Annotated in this window: 17 protein-coding genes and 1 tRNA gene; 4 read left to right on the top strand and 14 right to left on the bottom strand. The window is 64.6% G+C overall.

Translation table 11 applies throughout. The annotated features are described in order from the left end of the window. Positions 1 to 192: 192 nt before the first annotated feature. On the bottom strand, positions 193 to 1,446 hold the full coding sequence (locus F0Q45_RS06615; RefSeq protein WP_149653201.1) for an alpha/beta hydrolase: 1,254 nt from the start codon (positions 1,444 to 1,446) through the stop codon (positions 193 to 195). A gap of 186 nt (positions 1,447 to 1,632) precedes the next feature. Here F0Q45_RS06615 and F0Q45_RS06610 point away from each other — a divergent pair. Together F0Q45_RS06610 and F0Q45_RS06600 are read left to right on the top strand one after the other, a co-directional pair. Continuing rightward, a tRNA-Arg gene (locus F0Q45_RS06610) sits at positions 1,633 to 1,706 on the top strand. Between the two features lie 628 nt (positions 1,707 to 2,334). Beyond that, positions 2,335 to 2,703: a DNA-binding protein gene (locus F0Q45_RS06600; protein ID WP_149653186.1), complete on the top strand. Its 369-nt coding sequence runs from the start codon at positions 2,335 to 2,337 to the stop codon at positions 2,701 to 2,703. 36 nt (positions 2,704 to 2,739) lie between these two features. Here F0Q45_RS06600 and F0Q45_RS06595 read toward each other — a convergent pair whose 3' ends face one another. The 12 genes from F0Q45_RS06595 to F0Q45_RS06540 all read right to left on the bottom strand — a co-directional run bounded on the left by F0Q45_RS06595 (position 2,740) and on the right by F0Q45_RS06540 (position 17,018). Further along, entirely contained in the window at positions 2,740 to 3,717 is a 978-nt protein-coding gene (locus tag F0Q45_RS06595) for an LLM class flavin-dependent oxidoreductase (RefSeq protein WP_149653185.1), read from the bottom strand. 439 nt (positions 3,718 to 4,156) lie between these two features. Continuing rightward, a complete protein-coding gene (locus F0Q45_RS06590) occupies positions 4,157 to 5,362 on the bottom strand; it encodes a dihydrolipoamide acetyltransferase family protein (RefSeq protein ID WP_149653184.1) in 1,206 nt (401 codons plus the stop codon). Then, the gene (gene bkdB, locus F0Q45_RS06585; RefSeq protein ID WP_149653183.1) at positions 5,359 to 6,402 is read right to left on the bottom strand and encodes a 3-methyl-2-oxobutanoate dehydrogenase subunit beta; all 1,044 of its coding nucleotides are present in this window, start codon (positions 6,400 to 6,402) and stop codon (positions 5,359 to 5,361) included. Before bkdB ends, F0Q45_RS06590 begins: the two co-directional genes overlap by 4 nt. Before the next feature lie 10 nt (positions 6,403 to 6,412). Beyond that, positions 6,413 to 7,504, bottom strand: a complete 1,092-nt coding sequence (pdhA, locus tag F0Q45_RS06580; RefSeq protein ID WP_188112817.1) for a pyruvate dehydrogenase (acetyl-transferring) E1 component subunit alpha — start codon at positions 7,502 to 7,504, stop codon at positions 6,413 to 6,415. Between the two features lie 183 nt (positions 7,505 to 7,687). Then, on the bottom strand, positions 7,688 to 8,509 hold the full coding sequence (locus F0Q45_RS06575) for an HpcH/HpaI aldolase/citrate lyase family protein (RefSeq protein ID WP_149653181.1): 822 nt from the start codon (positions 8,507 to 8,509) through the stop codon (positions 7,688 to 7,690). Then, positions 8,506 to 9,063 carry a MaoC family dehydratase gene (locus F0Q45_RS06570; RefSeq protein ID WP_149653180.1) on the bottom strand — a complete coding sequence of 186 codons (558 nt, stop codon included), beginning with the start codon at positions 9,061 to 9,063 and terminating at the stop codon, positions 8,506 to 8,508. The genes F0Q45_RS06575 and F0Q45_RS06570 overlap by 4 nt, the downstream gene beginning before the upstream one ends. Further along, positions 9,060 to 10,226: an acyl-CoA dehydrogenase family protein gene (locus tag F0Q45_RS06565; RefSeq protein ID WP_149653179.1), complete on the bottom strand. Its 1,167-nt coding sequence runs from the start codon at positions 10,224 to 10,226 to the stop codon at positions 9,060 to 9,062. The genes F0Q45_RS06570 and F0Q45_RS06565 overlap by 4 nt, the downstream gene beginning before the upstream one ends. Next, complete coding sequence (locus tag F0Q45_RS06560) at positions 10,223 to 12,196, bottom strand: acetyl-CoA carboxylase biotin carboxylase subunit (RefSeq protein ID WP_149653178.1); 1,974 nt, start codon at positions 12,194 to 12,196, stop codon at positions 10,223 to 10,225. The genes F0Q45_RS06565 and F0Q45_RS06560 overlap by 4 nt, the downstream gene beginning before the upstream one ends. 4 nt (positions 12,197 to 12,200) lie before the next feature. Further along, the gene (locus F0Q45_RS06555) at positions 12,201 to 13,781 is read right to left on the bottom strand and encodes a carboxyl transferase domain-containing protein (RefSeq protein ID WP_149653177.1); all 1,581 of its coding nucleotides are present in this window, start codon (positions 13,779 to 13,781) and stop codon (positions 12,201 to 12,203) included. After that, the gene (locus F0Q45_RS06550; protein ID WP_149653176.1) at positions 13,778 to 14,425 is read right to left on the bottom strand and encodes a CoA transferase subunit B; all 648 of its coding nucleotides are present in this window, start codon (positions 14,423 to 14,425) and stop codon (positions 13,778 to 13,780) included. Before F0Q45_RS06550 ends, F0Q45_RS06555 begins: the two co-directional genes overlap by 4 nt. Positions 14,426 to 14,545: 120 nt before the next feature. Next, a complete protein-coding gene (locus tag F0Q45_RS06545) occupies positions 14,546 to 15,292 on the bottom strand; it encodes a CoA transferase subunit A (protein WP_149653175.1) in 747 nt (248 codons plus the stop codon). Positions 15,293 to 15,404: 112 nt separating this feature from the next. Next, a complete protein-coding gene (locus tag F0Q45_RS06540) occupies positions 15,405 to 17,018 on the bottom strand; it encodes an AMP-binding protein (protein WP_149653200.1) in 1,614 nt (537 codons plus the stop codon). 141 nt (positions 17,019 to 17,159) lie between these two features. Here F0Q45_RS06540 and F0Q45_RS06535 point away from each other — a divergent pair, with 141 nt between their 5' ends. Both F0Q45_RS06535 and F0Q45_RS06530 read left to right on the top strand, forming a co-directional pair. Then, a complete protein-coding gene (locus F0Q45_RS06535; RefSeq protein ID WP_149653174.1) occupies positions 17,160 to 17,798 on the top strand; it encodes an SACE_7040 family transcriptional regulator in 639 nt (212 codons plus the stop codon). 127 nt (positions 17,799 to 17,925) lie between these two features. Beyond that, positions 17,926 to 18,711 (top strand): MmpS family transport accessory protein, encoded by a 786-nt coding sequence (locus F0Q45_RS06530; RefSeq protein ID WP_149653173.1) that lies wholly within the window; start codon positions 17,926 to 17,928, stop codon positions 18,709 to 18,711. Here the strand turns inward: F0Q45_RS06530 and F0Q45_RS06525 are convergent. Next, the gene (locus F0Q45_RS06525; RefSeq protein ID WP_149653172.1) at positions 18,708 to 20,048 is read right to left on the bottom strand and encodes an MFS transporter; all 1,341 of its coding nucleotides are present in this window, start codon (positions 20,046 to 20,048) and stop codon (positions 18,708 to 18,710) included. The two genes, F0Q45_RS06530 and F0Q45_RS06525, sit on opposite strands and share 4 nt — an antisense overlap. Positions 20,049 to 20,081: the final 33 nt, after the last annotated feature.

Below are 20,081 nucleotides of genomic sequence, written 5' to 3'. Positions count from 1 at the left end.
TCGGCGCGCCAACCCTCTCACCGCTGATCAAGCCTCCTACTTCCGACCTGCCACCGAAATTGCCAACACAACGCTAGTCCGGTTGTCGCGGTGGTGAAAGTGAGGATCCACCGGATTGCTGCGGTGAGCCGCAGCCGGCAGAGGTGAACTCTGATGGGCAAGCGAGTCGGAAATTCGCGCCTGCGACCCTGTTCAGCTGGCCGAGGTCGCCGACAGCGCCAGCGAGTTCAGCAGGGCGCTGGTCTGCCGCCCGTACACGACCCCCAGGAAATCGGAAACGGCATTGGCGGCCAGCCGGGAGCGGACTGTCGGGGTGATGTCAAAGGCATGGTGGGCATTGGCGAGCTCGGCGTAGGCCACGGTGGCAGCTCCGGCGCCGCGTAACGCCGCGCAGAAAGCTCGGGCTTGGCCGCTAGGGACCAGCTGGTCCTTTTCGCCGTGCAGCACGAAGAACGGCGGCGCCTCGCGGTGGACGTAGGAAATCGGCGAGGCCTCGGTGAATCGCTCCGGTTGCTCGGCGTAGCGGGCCTTGAACACGAAATGCTCAAGGAACGGCAGCATCATCTCGTGCATGTTGTCGAAGTCGGTGAAGTCATACACGCCGTAGTACGGCGCCACCGCCTGGACCGTCGTATCGGCGTGTTCAAAGCCAGGCTGAAGGGTCGGGTCGTTGGGAGTGAGCGCCGCCAGTGACGCTAAGTGCGCACCCGCTGACCCGCCGGTGATTCCGATGAAACTGGGGTCGCCACCATAATCGGCGATATTCTCGCGGACCCAGGCGATCGCCCTCTTGACGTCGATGACGTGTGCTGGAAACTTGCTGCGCGGGCTCTTGCTGTAGTTGATGGAGACGCAAATCCAGCCCAGTTCCACCATCCGGCTCATCAAGGTGTACGCCTGCGGGCGTTTTGCGTTGACGCTCCACGCACCGCCCGGAACCTGGATCAGCACGGGCGCCCGGCAGCCGGGTGCCAGTTCGGGGCGCCGCCAGATGTCGAGCAGGTGTGCCCGTCCGCCCGGGCCGTAGGAGATGTCGGAGGTTTGTGCCGCGTAGCGGCGGCGGGGCCCGTTGCGGAGCAACCTTCCCCGGCGCGCGCATGCGGAAGGATCGGTGGTCGGATGTGATACCGAGTCACGGAAGTCCGGACCGAAGGATTCCTCGAGTGCCCCAGTCAAGGCCAGGTCCGCACGCTGCGCCGCCCACTGGGTACCGAACCGGCCGATCGCGGGGGGCGATACCCGAGACAGCGCATGCCCGGTGACAACATGTAAGGGAAACTCGGTGGACACCCAGCCCGCGACCCAACCGAGGGCGAACGGGGAACCCCGAAGCAGGACCGCACCCGAGCGGATGGTGTCTCGTGCGTCAGCCGCGAGCTGCGTGCCCTGACGCAGCGCCTCGGCACCAGCACGCGAGCATCGCGAAGTCACACTGGCCATGCACATAACAAAGCCCACCCCTCGACGTCAGGCACACGCATCGTTGCGGTTAACAGCCGATTGCCGGCCGGTGTTGTACGTGTGTCGAGGCTCACACCATAACCGATTTTTAGCGCAGGGGAAGACCTTTCACGCGTGTTGTGTCGCCGAAACTGATCTTGAATTGCGTTTCGATAGACTGACCTGCGCATTGCCTCCGTAGCTCAGGTGGATAGAGCAAGGGCCTTCTAATCCCTAGGTCGCACGTTCGAGTCGTGCCGGGGGCACTGGTCAGAACCCTGTGCCGCAACAGCTACACCCAACGTTGCATCCCACGCACGAACACCAACCGGTACAGCGAAGGGCCTATGACGCACAGGGCTTCGCGTATGGGTGCGGACGATGCGCACCCGGACGAAGCTGTTTCGTGCCAAATACAGGGGACACTGCAGTAGTGCCGGATTTAACCGATGCCGGCGTCACCGATCTGGCCTGGTCGATCGAGGATCAAAGCCGCTATTCCGGAGCGCACGTGGCGAGAAACGGGCCCGGCGCCGGCGCCTTGGTTTTGGTGAGCATAGCGCGCGGCCGGGATAATAGTGCTGGCGTGACGGATGCCGCGCGGTGAGTCGTAACTTTAGCCGTGAATCTTGACGGACATGTCTCATATACTCGTAGGTATGCCGAAGCGAGTTGTCCTTCCCGCAAGGCATCCGGCGCAAACACCGCGTCAGCATACGCAACGCTATCGCCGCAATGCGGAACTCCGGCATCCCGGTCGGGCCAGGCCAATGGCGTCATGATGTACAGCGGTCGTGACGCCCAAGGCCCGCTGACCCGTGTCGGTGTCATTGAGGCGGCCGAGGACCCCGACACGCTGGTGATCATTCACGCACCACCATTGGAGTGGGACCGATGAGCAAGAACCCTGCCGCTTACCTCATCGGCAATGACGACACAATCGCGGACGTAAATCTTGACGAGCTGGACATCACCTACCGGGGAGGGAAGCTGACCGAGGCGCGTGCCGCCGAGCTGGGCGAGATTGCCGCACGCGAGGCCGATGCCTATGAGGCTGCCGAACGACAAGCCGGACGAGCTGCGGGCCTTATCCCTGGCGGCAAGTCGCTATCCGGCGGCCATAAGCATTCGCCGGTCGTTCAGGTCCGGGTATCAGAGGCAACGCGGGATCGGCTGGCGACGATCGTTAAGGCCCGCAAGATGAGCATTTCCAAGCTGTCACGTCAGGTACTTGATGATTTCGTCAAGCACCAGGCTGTCTAGAACGCCAAACGCCCCGCGGCCACACTGCTCCGGCCGTTAGGCAACGGCCACCATTCGCGCCACCGTTGCCATCAGAGCGGGTGCCGACTCCATGTCCAGAATCGGTAATTGGAACTCGTCGATCGCCAAATCGGTTATGAGCCGGTGCAGCTCGGCCGCGCACTCCTCGACTGAACCCATGATGACAAACGGTCGTACCCAGTCGTCTTTGATCAACCGAGCAACCGCGGGAAAGCCGCCGGACGCCATCGCCTGCCGCATGGCCGTGACGTCCGTGTCGGAGACACCCAACTGCGCTCGCAGCTCCGGTGGCGCGTCGGCCAGCCGCCAGAACAGCGCAGGTCGAACTTTATCCAACGTCCGGTCGTCTACGACGACCATGGTCGCGTAACAGATCCGCGGCCGGTTGCCCTGCTGCGCAGCTGCTTGCCGTACCCGTGCGATGTCGCCGGCCAGCATGTCTTTGTGCACGAATTCGAAAACCACGCCGTCTGCCAGCCCGCCACCGAGAGCCCGCATTCTCGGCCCACGCCCGGCCACCCAGATCTCCATGTCACACCGCGCGTAATCCAGATATGCGCCGTGCAGGCGGAACACTTCACCGTCGAAATCCACCGGCGAGCCACCGCCCAGTGCCCGCACGATCTGAATGGTTTCCCGAACCGCGGCCAGCGGCTTCTGGCGCTTGAGACCCATCGGCGACAGCGTGTCGATCCCTCCAGCCCCCAGACCCAGAAACGCTCGGCCACCCGAAAGCTCGTCCAAGCTGGCGATGCCGGCCGCAGTCACCGCCGGGTGGCGGGCATAGGGGTGGGTGATCCCGGTCCCCAGTCTGATCGATCCGGTCTGAAGCGCCGCTGCCGTCAAGGTGACGAAGATATCGTGGCAGTCCAGACCCTGGTCGCACACCCAGCATCGGTTAAACCCGAGGCGCTCCGCCTCCTGGGCCAGTTCGGCCATACGCTGGACAGAAACGCCTGGAATCTGGTTGATGGCGATACCGCTGGCAACCACCCTGACCCGCCTCCTCCGCACCCGTGGGATGATTCTCGCCCCGACTGCAGCTTCCGACGGGTCGACATGGCAGGTGACCTTCGGTCATCCACACCGGCCGAGTCGGGAGGCGCTGTCGAACCGCAATTGCGATAAAGACAATCCAATCAGCTGCTCGATATGTCAACGGCGATTAGTCACGCCGCGTGGCGAGGTGTTGGCGGGTTGCGGGTTCGCAACGGGGCTGTCGCTAGCGGGCGGTGGGCGTGCTGAGGAGTGGTGGTCGCGGGCGGGCTACAGACTGTGCCGCGGCAAGGTGGCTGGAGCCTGGCGGACAGGGGTATAGGGCTGGGCAGCGAGGGCTGCCAGTGGACGCACCTGATCGGCGATGGTGCTGGGCGCCACCAGAAAGCATGATCCAGCACCGGCGTATCCCCCTGATACCGCCGAGCACCCGCGCCTACAAGTCCACCAGCGCCAGCTGCGGTGACTCGATGAGATCGCGCAGCTCGGACAAGAAGCAGGCTACCTGGGCACCGTCGGCGATTCGATGATCGAACACACAGGTCAGCGTCATCGTCGGCCGGGCCACAATATCGTCGCCGACGGCCACCGGTCGCCGCTTGATCGCCCCCATCCCCAGGATCGCCGCTTCGGGATAATTGATCACCGGCACGCCGTCGTCGACACCCAAAGCACCGAAATTCGACACGGTAAAGGTTGAACCGCGCAACTCGGCCGGCGACAACGCGCCTACGCGCGCCCCGTTGATCAATTCGGCTGCGCGGCAGGCAAGTTCGCGGGTGGTCAGATTCTGGGCGTCGGTGATCACCGGGACCAGCAGCCCGCGCTCAGTGGCCACGCCAAATCCCAAATGCACCCGGCGATGAAGATGCACCTGCGGGCCCGCGGCCGAAACAACCCAGCTCGAATTGAGAATCATGTGCCGCCTCAACGCGATTACAACGAGCCGCAACGTCAGCGTGAATGGCGTGATGTCGACACCGTGGCCGGCGCGGAGCAGATCACACAGCCCCAACAGGCCGCTGCAATCAACTTGCACGCTGGCCTGCGCAGCCGGTATTTCTCTGTGAGACAAAGTCATTCGCTCTGCCATTCGAGCCTGTACACCGCGCACCGGCTGCACATCCACAGCAAGCCCGGGTCCAGCCGCCGCAGCCTGGACGTCGGCGCGGGTTATCACCCCGCTAATATCCGACTCGCGCTGCAGCGAGCCCAGCTCAACTCCCAACTCCTTGGCCAACTTGCGCGCGGCCGGCACCGCCCGCGGCCGAGACGGTCGCGAGCCTCGCTTGCTGGTGTCAAAATCCGCGTCGGCCCCGTACCCCACCAACATCGGCGCAGCGGCCTCACCATCGCCGACCATCACGGTCGCGACCGCCCCAGCCAGTGCGGTGTCGACTCGCACCAGCACTGCACCCACCTTGAGCACATCGCCTTCGATCCCGCCGAGCTCGACGATCCGCCCGGCATACGGGCTGGGAATCTCGACCTGCGCCTTGGCGGTCTCGACCGCACACAGCGTTTGATTGAGCTCGACGTCCTCGCCGACCGCGACGTTCCAGCACGACAGCGTCACCTCGTCCAGCCCCTCCCCGAGGTCGGGGACCAGGAAGTCCTTGATGCGCTGCGGTTGGGACGTCACGGCTGCCCCAGCACCTGCTCCACACAGTCCAGCAACCGATCCGGGCCGGGCAGCCACACCTTTTCCAGCCGCGCCGGTGGATACGGGGTGTCAAAACCGCAGGCGCGCAGCACCGGCGCCTCCAGGTCGTAGAACAACTCTTCCTGAATGCGAGCCGCCAACTCGGCGCCATAACCCACACTTCGCGGGCCCTCGTGCAGCACCACGCACCGCCCGGTGCGGCGGATCGACGCGGCAATCGTGTCGAAGTCCAACGGCACCAGCGAACGCAGATCCACAATCTCTAGGTTCCAACCCCATTGCTGGTCAGCAAGATCCGCGGCAGCCAGCGCAGTGCCAACCAGGCCACCGTAGGTCAAAACAGTGACGTCGTCGCCGGCCCGCCGCACCGCGGCCTGCCCGATCGGGGCTTCAGGCCGGCTGGTATCGACGACCCCGCGCGCCCAATATCGGCGCTTTGGCTCCAAGTACATCACCGGGTCCGAGCAAGCAATGGCGTGTCGCAACAACCAATACGCATCCGACGGGCCCGACGGGACCACCACCTTCAGGCCCGCGGTGTGCGCCCAATAGGTCTCCGTGGATTCCGAATGGTGTTCGGCCGCACCGATACCACCGAAGGACGGAATCCTGACCGTGACCGGCATGTCCACCTGACCGCGCGTCCGGAAGTGGTATTTCGCCAGGTGGCTCACCACCTGCTCGAACGCCGGGTAGGTGAAGCCGTCGAATTGGATCTCTGGCACCGGCACAAACCCGCGTAGCGCCAGCCCCACGGCGATGCCGATCACCGCCGACTCGGCCAACGGTGTGTCGAAACACCGTTCTCCGCCAAATGTTTCGGCTAGCCCTTCGGTCACCCGGAACACCCCACCCTGGGTCCCGACGTCTTCCCCGAAGACCAACACCCGCTCGTCAGCAGCCATCGCGTCGTGCAGTGCGCGGTTGAGCGCTTGGACCATGGTGATCGGCTGCGAATCGCCGACCAACCGTGACAAGGGCAGCTTCTGATCCGACGGGCGATCGGCAATCTGAGTCATGAACGCCTCCCTAGTCGGTGTGCGCCAGTTCGGCGCGGAGCTGCCGGCGCTGCGCTTGCAAATCCGGCGTGATATCGGCGTACACCGCGGTAAACAGTTCGTCGAGATCCATGTCGGGCATGCCCACCACGGCATCGCGCAGTTCGGCCCGCTGCCGCGCTGACCGGTCGACGACCCCTTCCCGCAGGCCCTGCGACCACAGCCCCTGGCCCTGCAGATACCGCTGAAAACGCGGAATCGGATCCAGAGCTAGCCAGTGATCCAGCTCCTGCTGGCTGCGATAGCGGGTGGGATCGTCGGCGGTGGTGTGCGGGCCCTGGCGATAGGTAACCGCCTCGATCAGGGTGGGCCCGCCGCCAGCTCGGGCCCGCGCGGCGGCCTCCGCCATCACCGCGTAGCACGCCAACACGTCGTTGCCGTCCACCCGGACACCGGGCATGCCATAACCAATGGCCCTGTGCGCGAGTGAAATAGCGGCAGTCTGTTTCTGTACCGGCGTCGAGATCGCCCACTGATTGTTTTGGACGTAGAACACGCACGGCACCCCGAATACCCCGGCGAAGTTCAGCGCCTCGTGCACGTCGCCCTCGCTGGTGGCGCCGTCGCCGCAGAAGGCCACCGTCACCGAGTCCTCGCCGAGGCGTTGTGCGGCCATCGCCGCGCCGACGGCGTGCAACGTCTGGGTGCCGACCGGCACAGACATCGGCGCGCAACACTTCGTGGTGAATTCCAGGCCGCCATGCCAGGTGCCGCGCCAGGCGGCGCCCACGTGTGCGGGCGGGATAGCGCGCACCAGATAGACACCCAACTCGCGGTATTGGGGAAACAACCAGTCCGTCGTGCGCAGGCATGCCGCCGCACCAACTTGCGCGGCCTCCTGACCGCGGCAGGGCGTGAACAGCGCCAGCTCACCTTGGCGCTGCAGATTGACGAACTCGGCGTCCAGCTCACGAGTAAGCACCATCATCTCGTATAGCCAGCACAGCGTCTCGGCCGGAAGGTCGCGGCTGTAACGGTCTTCTGCCGTCGGCTTACCGTCGGGGCCGACGAGTTGCACCGGCTGCAGGTCAACCGTCATGGGCGAATGAGAATCCCCAACCATGCCGCCTCCCTACCTCACGCGGTCACACCAGCGCGAGTCGAAGACAATTGCCCGTTGCACGAAAGCCTTCGCTCGTCGCACCACTGGCGCTTCTCCCATTATGCGCCCAAGTCCGGATGTGTCGGGCGCAGCGCAACCGATCAGACGACGCGGCAAGCCGGTGCCCTGCGGACAGCGAAGGCGTCAACCCGGAGCAGATTCGCCCGCCCGGCGCAGCATCATCTCTGCGTGCCGAAGCACCGGAGAGTCGACCATCTGCCCCTCGAACACGAACACGCCACGCTCGGCTCGGGACACGGCCAGCACCCGTCGCGCCCACGCCAGCTTCTCGTCGCCGGGCCGGTACGCCTTGCGCACTACCGGGACCTGGCTGGGGTGGATGCACACGGTGACGTCGAAGCCCACTGTCGCTGCGTCGATGGCTTCGGCCAGCAAGCCTTCGACATCGGGGATATCCAGATGCACGGCGTCGAGGGCCAGACGCCCGAAGGCGGACGCGGCCAGCAAGACCGTCGAGCGCACGTGCCGCGCCACATCCCGGTACTGGCCGTCTGGGCGCCGGCTGGAGCTGCCACCCAGGGTGGCGATCAGGTCTTCGGCGCCCCACATCATCCCGATAGTGCCGTCCGCAGCGGCAATTTCAGCGGCGAACAACGCACCGCGGGCGGTCTCAACCAGCGCGATAACGTCCCGCGGCTGCAGCGCGGCCACCTGCGCGCCTGATTCGGTCTTGGGCAGCATCACCGTCGTGTATGCGGTGCCGGCCAGGGCCTCCAGATCGCGGGCCTGCTCGTCGGTGCCGGCGGCGTTGATGCGGACCACGGTGCGCTCGGCGTCCAACGGGTGATCGCGCAGCGCTTGCCGGGCAGCGGGCTTCTCCGCTTGGGCCACACCGTCTTCGAGATCGAGGATGACCACATCGGCGGCAGCGGCGGCCTTAGTGAACCGCTCGGGGCGGTCGGCCGGACAAAATAGCCACCCCGGGCCGGCAGCACGTAGGCTCATTGCGCATCCTCGACCGGCCGCTTTTGCACCAGCGTGGTACGCACGGCACGCGCGACGACATCACCGTGCTGGTTGCGGGCAGTGTGCTCCAAAATGACGATGCCTTCGCGGGGACGGCTTTTCGATTCCCGCTTGCCGGTGCACACCGTCTCTGCGTACAGGGTGTCGCCATGAAAGACCGGCTTGGGAAACGACACCTCCGCGAAACCAAGGTTGGCCACGATGGTGCCCAGCGTCAGCTGTGACACCGACAGCCCGACCAGCGTTGAGAGGGTGAACATCGAGTTGACCAGCCGCTCGCCCCGAAAACCCGGCTGCTGGGCCGCCCAAGCCGCGTCCAGATGCAGTGATTGGGTGTTCATCGTCAGCGTGGTGAACACGACGTTGTCGGCTTCAGTGACCGTGCGTCCGGGCCGGTGCAGGTAGGTCGTCCCGATCTCGAATTCTTCAAACCACAAGCCTCGTTGAACAATCCTCTGGGTGACTGTGGATTCTGCGACGCAACTCGCCGATGCGGCGTCGCCAGATTCACTCTCGCCGACCGGCCCGCTCACGAGAGCCCCAGCGAGCGCGCGATGAGCATCAGCTGCACCTCGGTGGTGCCCTCACCGATCTCGAGGACCTTGCTGTCGCGGTAGTGACGTGCCACCGGGTACTCGTTCATGAAGCCGTATCCGCCGTGGATTTGGGTGGCGTCGCGGGCATTGTCCATCGCCGCTTCCGAGGAAACCATCTTGGCGATCGCCGCTTCTTTCTTGAACGGCTTGCCGGCCAACATCTTTGCCGCGGCCTCGTAGTACGCGGTGCGCGCGACATGGGCCCGGGCTTCCATCCGGGCGATCTTGAAGCTGATCGCCTGATAGGAACCGATCGGCTGGCCGAACGACTGCCGTTCCTTGGCGTACTTGACGCTCTCGTCGACGCAGCCTTGCGCCGCCCCGGTCGCCAACGCGGCGATCGCAATACGGCCCTCGTCCAGGATGGACAGGAAGTTCGCATAACCAGTCCCGCGAGCACCCAGCAGGTTTGCGGCCGGGACGCGGGCATCGGTGAAAGTCAGCGGGTGGGTGTCCGATGCATTCCAGCCGACCTTGTTGTAGACCGGTTCTACGATGAATCCTGTTGTGCCACTGGGCACGATGATCGTCGATATTTCCTTGCTGCTGCCGGCGCGGGTTCCGGTGACCGCGGTGACGGTGACCAGTGAGGTGATATCGGTTCCGGAATTGGTGATGAACTGCTTGCTGCCGTTGACGATCCACTCATCACCCTCGAGGCGAGCCGTGGTACGGGTACTACCGGCGTCCGAGCCGGCTCCGGGCTCGGTGAGCCCGAATCCGGCCAGGGCGCGCCCGGCGGTCAAGTCCGGCAGCCATTCATGCTTCTGCTCCACGGTGCCGAAGCGGTAGATCGGCATCGCGCCCAGGCCGACCGCGGCCTCTAGGGTGATGGCCACCGACTGGTCGACCTTGCCGAGTTCTTCCAGCGCCAGCGCCAGCGCGAAGTAGTCGCCGCCCATGCCGCCGTACTCCTCTGGGAACGGTAGACCGAACAGCCCCATCTCGCCCATCTTTGCGACGACCTCGTACGGAAAGCTATGTTCCTCATCGTGTTTGGCCGATACCGGCGCCACCACGGTACGCGCGAAATCTGCCACCGTGTCACGGAGATCTTGGTATTCCTTGGGCAACGTCCCTGCGGTAATTGCTGTCGTCATGATTCTCGATCCTTGATCCGGGCCAACACCTGGTCGACTTTCACCTGCTCCCCGACGGACACCAACACCTGCAGCTGTCCAGAAACGGGTGCGGAGAGCGAGTGTTCCATTTTCATCGCCTCGACCACCAGTACCACGTCGCCCTCGGCAACCTCAGTGCCCGACATAGCCTGCACTGCGATGACGTTGCCGGGCATGGGGCTGACCACCTCGGCCTGCCGCTCGCCGGCCGCGCGATGAATCTTGCGCTCTTCGGCCTCGCGAATATGCCAGGTTCCGCGCTCGTCGGCGATCCACAGATGCCGGTCCGCCTCAGCCCAACGGTAGTCACGGCGCACCCCGTTCAGCGTCACACTCATCCGGTCCCGTTCCAGTTGCACACGGGCGTCCATGGTTTCACCGTCGCCAACTTGCACCCGGGCCGCCTCCGGTAAGCCCCACACCGACACCGTTTCACTACGCATCGGCGTCTGCATCGCAGTCCGCACCGGGGCGCCGCCGCCACCCACCCGCCATCCGCTCGGAGCGGCCCACAGCTCGCCGGCAGCGCGACGAGCCAGCACCCACTGCACGTAAAGCCCGGCCGCCGCGAATACGTCGTCAGGCGCGGCCAGCGGCGCGAAGTCGGCTACCCGCTCGTCCAGCAAGGCGGTGTCCAAGTCTGCGGACCGCACCCGCTGGTCGGCGAGCAGGAAGCGCAGGAATTCGACATTAGTCTGCACGCCCAATACCGCGGTCTGCGCCAGCGCCTGGTCCAGCCGCGCCAGCGCCTGCTCGCGATCGGCCCCGTGGGCGATCACCTTGCTCAGCATCGGGTCGTAATCACTGCCCACCACCGTGCCGGCCAGCAGCGACGAATCCACCCGCACCCCGGCGCCGGAGGGCTCAATTGCCCGCAGCACCCGGCCACCGGTGGGCAGAAATCCCCGTGCGGGATCCTCGGCGTACACCCGGGCCTCGATCGCATGTCCGGAAAGCTCAATGTCGTCTTGTGCAAACGACAACTTCTCACCGGCAGCCACCCGCAGCTGCCACTCGACGAGGTCCAGCCCGGTAATCGCCTCGGTGACCGGGTGCTCCACCTGCAGGCGGGTGTTCATCTCCATGAAGAAGAACTCGTCCGGGCGGTCCGCGGAGACGATGAATTCCACCGTTCCGGCCCCGACGTAGTCGACACTGCGGGCGGTGTTGCAGGCGGCGGTGCCGGTTCGCGCCCGCGTCTGAGCGTCGAGCAGGGCCGACGGAGCCTCCTCGATGACCTTTTGGTGGCGACGCTGCAAGCTGCATTCCCGCTCGCCCAGATGCACCACATTGCCGTGGGTGTCGGCGAGCACCTGCACCTCGATATGTCTGGGCCGCAACACGAATCGCTCCAGGAACAGCGTGTCGTCTCCGAAGGAGGAGCCGGCTTCACGACGTGCACTCACCAACGCGTCACGCAGCCGCGCGGGGTCCTCGACCAACCGCATACCCTTGCCGCCACCGCCCGCGGACGGCTTGATCAGCACCGGATAGCCGACCTCGTCGGCCGCCGCAACCAGGTCGTCGTCGCTGAGCCCCGGCTTCGCAACACCGGGTACCACGGGCACGTCGAAGGCGGCGACCGCGTTCTTGGCGGTGATCTTGTCCCCCATCACCTCGATCGCCCGCGTCGGCGGCCCGAGGAAAACCACCCCGGCACGCTCACAGGCCGCCGCGAAATCAGCTTTCTCGGAAAGGAACCCGTAACCGGGGTGGATCGCCTGCGATCCGGTGCGCGCGGCAGCGTCGAGCACCTTGTCGATGTCCAGGTAACTCTCACGCGCCGGGGCCGGCCCCAGCCGTACCGCCTGGTCGGCTTCCAGCACATGCCGCGCTTCGGCGTCGGGGTCGCTGTAGACGGCCACCGAGCGGATACCCAGCCGGCGCAGGGTGCGGATCACCCGTACCGCGATCTCGCCGCGGTTGGCCACCAGTACCGTGTCAAACATCCCGTCACATCCGGAAGACGCCGTAGGATACCGGCTCCAGCGGTGCCCGAGAGCACACCGAAAGAGCAAGCCCGACAACTGTTCTAGTATCAGCCGGGTCGATGATGCCATCGTCCCACAGGCGGGCGGTCGAATAGTAGGGATTGCCCTGGTACTCGTACTGCTCACGAATCGGCGCCTTGAACGCCTCTTCGTCGTCAGCAGACCAGGGCGTGCCCGCCGCGGACAGCTGCTCGCCGCGCACGGTGGCCAGCACCGATGCCGCCTGCTCACCGCCCATCACCGAGATCCGCGCATTCGGCCACATCCATAGGAAGCGCGGCGAGTACGCCCGTCCGCACATCGAATAGTTGCCTGCTCCATAGGATCCGCCGATCACGACGGTCAGCTTGGGGACCCGGGCGCAGGCCACGGCGGTGACCATTTTAGCGCCGTGCTTGGCGATACCGCCGGCCTCGTAGTCCCGGCCGACCATGAACCCGGCGATGTTCTGCAGGAACAGCAGCGGGATCTTGCGCTTGTCGCACAGTTCGATGAAATGCGCTCCCTTGAGCGCGGATTCGCTGAACAATACGCCGTTGTTGGCGATGATGCCGACCGGGTGCCCGTGGATGCGCGCGAAGGCAGTCAGCAGGGTCTTGCCGTATTTCGCTTTGAATTCCGTGAATTCGCTGCCGTCGACCAGGCGCAAGATGACCTCGTGCACGTCGTAGGGCACCCGCGGGTCGGGGGGCACGACGTCGTAAAGCTCGGTCGGCGGGTATTTGGGGTCCACCGCGCGAGCCACGTCCCACTGAGCCGGGTCACGGGGTGCGAAGGTGGCCGCGATGGAACGCACGATCCGCAGCGCGTGTTCGTCGTCGTCGGCGAGATGGTCAGTGACACCCGATATCCGGGAGTGCAAATCGCCGCCGCCGAGCTCCTCGGCCGTGACGATCTCGCCGGTGGCAGCTTTGACCAGTGGCGGACCGCCCAGGAAGATGGTGCCCTGCTCGCGGACAATGACGGCCTCGTCGCTCATCGCCGGCACGTAGGCACCACCCGCCGTGCACGAACCGAGGACCGCCGCTACTTGCGGAATGCCCTTGGCGCTCATAGTGGCCTGGTTGTAGAAAATCCGGCCGAAGTGCTCGCGGTCGGGAAACACCTCGTCCTGGCGCGGCAAGAAGGCGCCGCCAGAGTCGACCAAGTAAATGCACGGCAACCGGTTCTGCAGCGCGACCTCTTGAGCCCGTAGATGTTTCTTCACTGTGATCGGGTAGTAGGTGCCGCCTTTGACCGTCGCATCGTTAGCGACGATCGCGCACTCGCGCCCGGATACCCGGCCGATTCCGGTAATAATGCCTGCACCTGGGGACTCGTCACCGTACATACCGTGGGCGGCCAACGGCGCCAACTCCAGGAACGGGCTGCCCGGATCGAGCAGCCGATCCACCCGTTCGCGGGGCAGCAGCTTGCCGCGGCTGACGTGACGCTCCCGGGCGCGTTCGCTGCCCCCCAGCGCAGCGGCGGCCAGCTTGGCGTTCAACTCGGCTACCAACCGACGGTGCTCGTCGGCGAAGGATGGTGCGGCGACTGTTGTCATGGCGTGACCAAATCCCGCAATATGAGCCGTGGTTCGGTTCTGGCGACAACCTCCTCGACCGTCACTCCGGGTGCGGTTTCGATCAGGTGCAAGCCGTTGTCGCAGACATCGATAACCGCCAACTCGGTGACGATGCGGTCCACACAACCCACTCCGGTCAACGGCAAGGAGCAGTGCTCGACGATCTTGGAGCTGCCGTCTTTGGCCGCATGCTCCATCATCACGATCACCTTGCGGGCGCCGTGCACGAGGTCCATCGCACCACCCATGCCCTTGACCATCTTGCCCGGGATCATCCAGTTGGCGAGGTCGCCGGTGACCGAAACCTGCATGGCGCCAAGCACTGCGACGTCGAGATGGCCGCCGCGGATGATGCCGAAAGAGGTCGACGAGGCAAAGTATGCCGCGCCCGGCAGCGTGGTCACCGTCTCCTTGCCGGCGTTGATCAGATCCGCGTCGATGTCCTCAGGCCCGGGATATGGCCCGACACCCAGGATCCCGTTTTCCGAGTGCAAGACAACGGTCACGCCCTCGGGAATGTGGTTGGGAATCAAGGTGGGCATCCCGATCCCGAGGTTGACGTACTGGCCGTCCTTGAATTCGGCGGCTACCCGCGCAGCCATACCGTCTCTGCTCCAAGTCATTTGGCGCCATTCTCCCCCGCAAGCGGGAAGTGCCCCCATCGCATCGTCAGCGGCGCGGTCATTTGGCACCGCTCTGCCCCGCAAGCCTGCGGCGCCCCCACTGTATCGTCGTCACCGCAGTCATGAGCGCACCGTCTCTCTCTCAATTCGCTTGACGGGGTTGGGCACATGCACCACCCGCTGCACGAAGACACCCGGCGTGTGCACTTCGGCGGGGTCGATCTCACCGGGATCGACAAGGTGCTCGACCTCGGCGATCGTGATTCGTCCGGCCGGAGCGCACTCGGGGTTGAAGTTGGCCGCGGCATGACGGTAGACCAGGTTGCCGTGCCGGTCACCCTTCCAAGCGTGCACCAGCGCGAAGTCGGTGCGGATTCCCCGTTCGAGAACGTAGGTGACACCGTCGAACTCGCGAGTTTCCTTTGGTGGCGACATCACCGCCACCCCACCCGAGGCATCGTAGCGCCACGGCAGTCCGCCGTCGGCGATCTGGGTGCCGACTCCGGCCGGAGTGTAGAAAGCTGGTATGCCCATTCCGCCGGCGCGCAACCGCTCGGCCAACGTGCCCTGCGGGGTTAGCTCTACCTCGAGTTCACCGGACAAGAACTGACGCGCGAATTCCTTGTTCTCCCCCACATAAGAGGAGATAGTGCGGCGGATCCTCTTGTTCTCTAACAGTATCCCTAGTCCGACGCCGTCGACTCCACAGTTGTTCGACACCGTTTCCAGATCAGCGACGCCGTGTTTTGCCAGCGCCGAAATCAGCGCTTCCGGGATACCACATAGCCCGAATCCTCCCACGGCAAGGGATGACCCGTCGGTTATGTCAGCTACCGCTTCGGCGGCGGTAGCAACCACCTTGTCCATTGCCGCAGAGTCTCCTTGCTGTCTGGCCGGCTGAAATTTTCAGTTAATCAGTATTAACTGAGGTCTGACAATACCATTGCCTAAGCGGCCGGTAAAGGGACCGGAGCCACACTTAGTCTTGTGCCCGCAGATAGTCGAGCGCCTGTTGACGCATTTCGACTTTGCGGACCTTTCCAGTGACGGTCATGGGGAACTCGTCGACGACCTGCAGATACCGCGGAATCTTGAACTTGGCGATCTGGCCGACACAGAACTCCCGCAGCCCCTCGATGGTCAGCTTTGGCGCGCCGCACCTTAGCTTGACCACCGCCATAATCTCCTCGCCGAAGCGCTCGTCGGGCACGCCGATGACATAGGCATCCTCGATATTCGGATGCGTGTGCAGGAAGTCCTCGATCTCGCGCGGCGAGATGTTTTCTCCACCGCGGATGACGATGTCCTTGATCCGACCGGTGATCTGGATGTACCCGCATTCGTCCATGGCGGCCAGGTCTCCGGTATGCATCCAGTCGTCGGCGTCGATCACCTCTGCGGTCTGATTCGGGTCATTCCAGTATCCAGCCATCACCGAATAACCCCTGGCGCAGAATTCACCGGGGACGCCGCGGGGTACGGTCTCGCCTGTGGACGGGTCCACCACCTTGATCTCCAGCTGTGGACCCACCCGGCCGACCGTGCTGACCCGCCGCTTTAGGGAATCATCGGTACGGGTCTGGGTGCAGACCGGAGAGGTTTCTGTCATGCCGTAGCAGATCGAGATCGCGCGCATATGCATCTGTTCGATCACCCTACGCAGCACCTCAACCGGGCAGGTCGAGCCGGCCATAATCCCGGTGCGCAGGCTGGTGAGGTCGTAATCGGCGAAGTCCGGCAGTCCGAGCTCAGCAATGAACATGGTCGGCACCCCGTAGAGGCTGGTGCAGCGCTGCGCCTGCACTGCCCGCAGGGTGGCCGCAGGGTCGAAGCCGGGCGCCGGGATGACGATACAGGCCCCGTGCGTAGTGGCGGCCAGATTGCCCATCACCATGCCAAAGCAGTGGTAGAAAGGCACCGGGATACAGATTCGGTCTTGTGCCGTGTAAGTGAGTAGCTCGCCTACGAAGTAGCCGTTGTTGAGAATGTTGCGGTGGGTCAACGTGACCCCCTTCGGGTATCCCGTTGTGCCCGAAGTGTATTGGATGTTGATCGGATCGCCACCTGCCAGCGTGGCCATGATCTGCTGCAGCACGGTCAAGTCCAGCTGCGTATCGGCCAGCTCGTCCCACCGTTCGCTGTCCATGAACACCGCTTCACGCAGGTCCGGGCAATCAGGCGCCACCTCGGCCAGTATCGCCGGGTAAAGCACTTCCTTGAAGCCCGGCGCGGCAATGACCATCGCGACGCCAGAATGCTTTAGCGCATACTGCAATTCGCGAGCTCGGTAGGCCGGATTGAAGGCCACCAGGATCGCGCCGATCTCCGCGGTCGCGTACTGAACAAGCACCCACTCCCAACGGTTTGGCGCCCAAATGCCAACCCGGTCACCCACACCGATACCCGCACGCACCAATCCTGTTGCCAGTCGCCGTACGGCGGTCAGGAATTCGTTGTACGTCCAGCGTCGCCCCGCATACACGTCCACGAGTGCGTCGTGATGCCCGTATCGCGAGGCGGTCACGGCAAGATTGGCGCCGATGGTGGTCTCCAGCAGCGCGGGTACGCAGGGACCCTGGTCATAGGACAGCATCGGACTGCGTTCTGCGGGCCCGCTGGCTACCACGGTTCCTCCAGCTGCTGCTGACCGCGCGACCTGACAGTTAGTAAGGGATAACTCGTGCTACGTTAGTGACGATTAACCGAAGTGTCCAGGACGAGTGCGGAGGCCGTCATGACAGCTTCCGCCCCGGATGGTCCTTCTGGTCAATCTGATGCCCCAAATCGTCGCAGCCAGTTGAAGTCCGACCGGCGTTTGCAGCTACTCTCGGCCGCCGAACGGCTATTCGCCGAACGCGGCTTCCTCGCCGTGCGACTGGAGGACATCGGCGCCGCGGCCGGCATCAGCGGACCGGCAGTTTATCGGCACTTCCCCAACAAGGAGTCGCTGCTGGTCGAGCTGCTGGTCGGGATCAGCTCCCGACTGCTCGCCGGCGCCCGCGATGTGACAACCCGCAGCTCGGACGCGATCGCCGCGCTGGACGGGCTCATCGATTTTCACCTCGACTTTGCCTTGGGCGAATCGGACCTCATCCGCATACAGGACCGCGACCTTGGACACCTGCCCACGGCCGCGCACCGACAGGTGCGCAAGGCGCAGCGGCAATACGTGGAACTCTGGGTGGGCGTCCTGCGCCAACGTAATCCCGACCTGGCCGAAGCCGACGCCCGGCTGATGGCGCACGCCGCTTTCGGATTATTGAACTCCACGCCGCACAGCATGAAATCGGCCGACGCCAAATCGGCGCCCGCGCTTCGTTCCCGCACCGTTATGCGCGCCATGACAATTGCGGCGCTGACCGCCAAGATTTAGTAGGTCTACCACTCCGCCAGCAGGACGCAGGGAGCAGCCGCCGATTAATGCGGCGTCATCTCGTACAAGCGCAGTCCGAAACCGCCGCCGCTCAACTCTTAGGTACCCTTCAAACTATGAGGTGGACATGAACGATCCACGTCGACCCCAGCAGTATGGTCCTCCTCAACCGGAGCCATCACCAAGCTGGCCGTCGGGTCCCGTAAACCCGCCCCCCGCCGACCCGGCCTACGCCGACCAAGCCCCCTATGCGCCCACCTACGGCGGCCATGTTCCGCAGTGGCTGCCTGGCCCCTATGAACCCAACCAGACTCAGCGGTTGCCACCGCAGTACTGGCAGCAAGCCGAGCCCCGATCCGGCGAGGCACTTCCCGACGGCCCACAACCGCCCAACGAGCCGGGAACGCCGCGCTGGCTGTGGGTCGCTGCCGGCACGGCCGTCCTATTAGTCGTCGGTTTGGTCATCGCCCTGGTCATCGCGAATATGTCGGTCGAAAACCAGACGGCAGTCGAGCCGCTACCGCCGATGCCGACCCCAAGTTCGACATATCAGGCGCCCACGACCCGAACGCTCTCCCCCAGCACCCTGCCCGCGCCCACAACGACACGCGGCTCGGCTGCGCCCACCGAGACGCCGATCCCAGGGGCGATGCAGACCGTTGTGTACAACGTCACCGGAGAAGGCCGCGCAATCAGCGTGACCTACATGGATACCGGCGATGTCATACAGACCGAGTTCAACGTGGCGCTGCCGTGGACCAAAGAGGTGAGCCTGTCGAGGTCGTCGGTCCATCCGGCCAGCGTCACCATCATCAATATCGGCCACAACGTGACCTGTTCGGTGACGGTGGCCGGGGTTCAGGTGCGCCAGCGCACCGGGGTGGGTTTGACCATCTGCGACGCCTCGGGCTAGGGCGATTCTGGTACAGCGTGAGTTACTGGGACGGCGGGACACCGCGGAACATGCACCACCAGCATCGCCAGGAGCCCCGCCAACAGCACCAGACAGATACCGCCTAACCCAGCGCGCACTGCGTGAAACGCGTCGACGAAGACGGAAAACATCCAAGGCCCGACGAACGCCACGGCCCGACCCGTCATCGTGTATAGCCCGAAGGCAACCCCTTCCTTGCCATGCTGAGCCATCCGCAACAACAAGGCGCGCGCCGACGACTGCGCCGGCCCGATGAAAAGTGTTAGCACCAGCCCCAATAGCCAGAAGGCCAGCGCACCCGACAGCGCCATCAAGATCAGCGCTGCGCACAGGATCGCGGCTAATGACGCGACGATGACCGGCTTGGACCCAACCCGGTGGTCAATGAACCCGCCGAGCACTGCGCCCACCGCGGCCACCACGCTGCCGGCCACACCGAACACGAGGACGTCGGCCTGCGCGAGACCGTACACATGGACGCCCAACACCGCTCCGAAAGCAAATATCGTCGCCAACCCGTCCCGGAAAATCGCGCTGGCCACCAGGAAGTAGACCAGGTTATGGTCGCGGCGCCATTCGGCCTTAAGGTCCGCCCACAGCTTTCGGTAGCCGCCCAGCATGCTGGTCGTGGGGCTCGACGCTGCGCCGGCGTCGGGCAATCGGTGTGCAACCAATATCAGCGGCAGGGCCAATATCGCCAGCCATGCCGCGGCCAAGAGCATCGCGGCCCGCACGTTGAGCCCGTCATGGACAGGCAAGCGCAGCAGCCCCCGCTCCGCACCGGAACCGGCCATAAAGCCCAGATAGACCAGCAACAGCAGCAGCACGCTGCCGGTGTAGCCGGCTGCCCATCCGAATCCGGAAATTCGGCCTGCCGTCCGCGGCGTCGAGAGCTGGCGCAGCATTGCGTTGTAGGGAACGCTAGCCAGGTCACTGCATGACGCCGTCGTCGCCAGCAATGCCAACCCGGCCCAAAGGTAACCGGGGCTGTCGCGAATCAAGAACATCGCACAGGTCAGCCCCACCGCGAGACTTGTCAACACACCCAGCGTGACCCGCCGGCGATGCGGGGATTCGACCCAGACTCCGACCGCTGGAGCCAGCAGCGCGATAGTCAACCCCGCGGCGGCCCCGGCCCGACCCAACCAACTCGCCGGGGAAGTGCCGCCCGGCATGCCCTCCCCAACCGTGCTGGTCAGGTACACCGAGAACACGAAAGTCGTTACGATGGCGTTCAGACCGGTAGAACCGGCGTCCCACAGCGCCCATGCCACCACCCGAGATCGCGCATCCGTGCCCGAAATCGGGTTGACCATGTTCGGCACTCTAATTTGTCTTGGCAGCGACCC

The sequence above is a fragment of the Mycobacterium simiae genome (assembly GCF_008370645.1).
GTDB lineage: Bacteria > Actinomycetota > Actinomycetes > Mycobacteriales > Mycobacteriaceae > Mycobacterium > Mycobacterium simiae_A.
The sequence above is the reverse complement of the archived record's forward strand: the minus strand, read 5'-3'. Positions and strand labels throughout refer to the sequence as shown.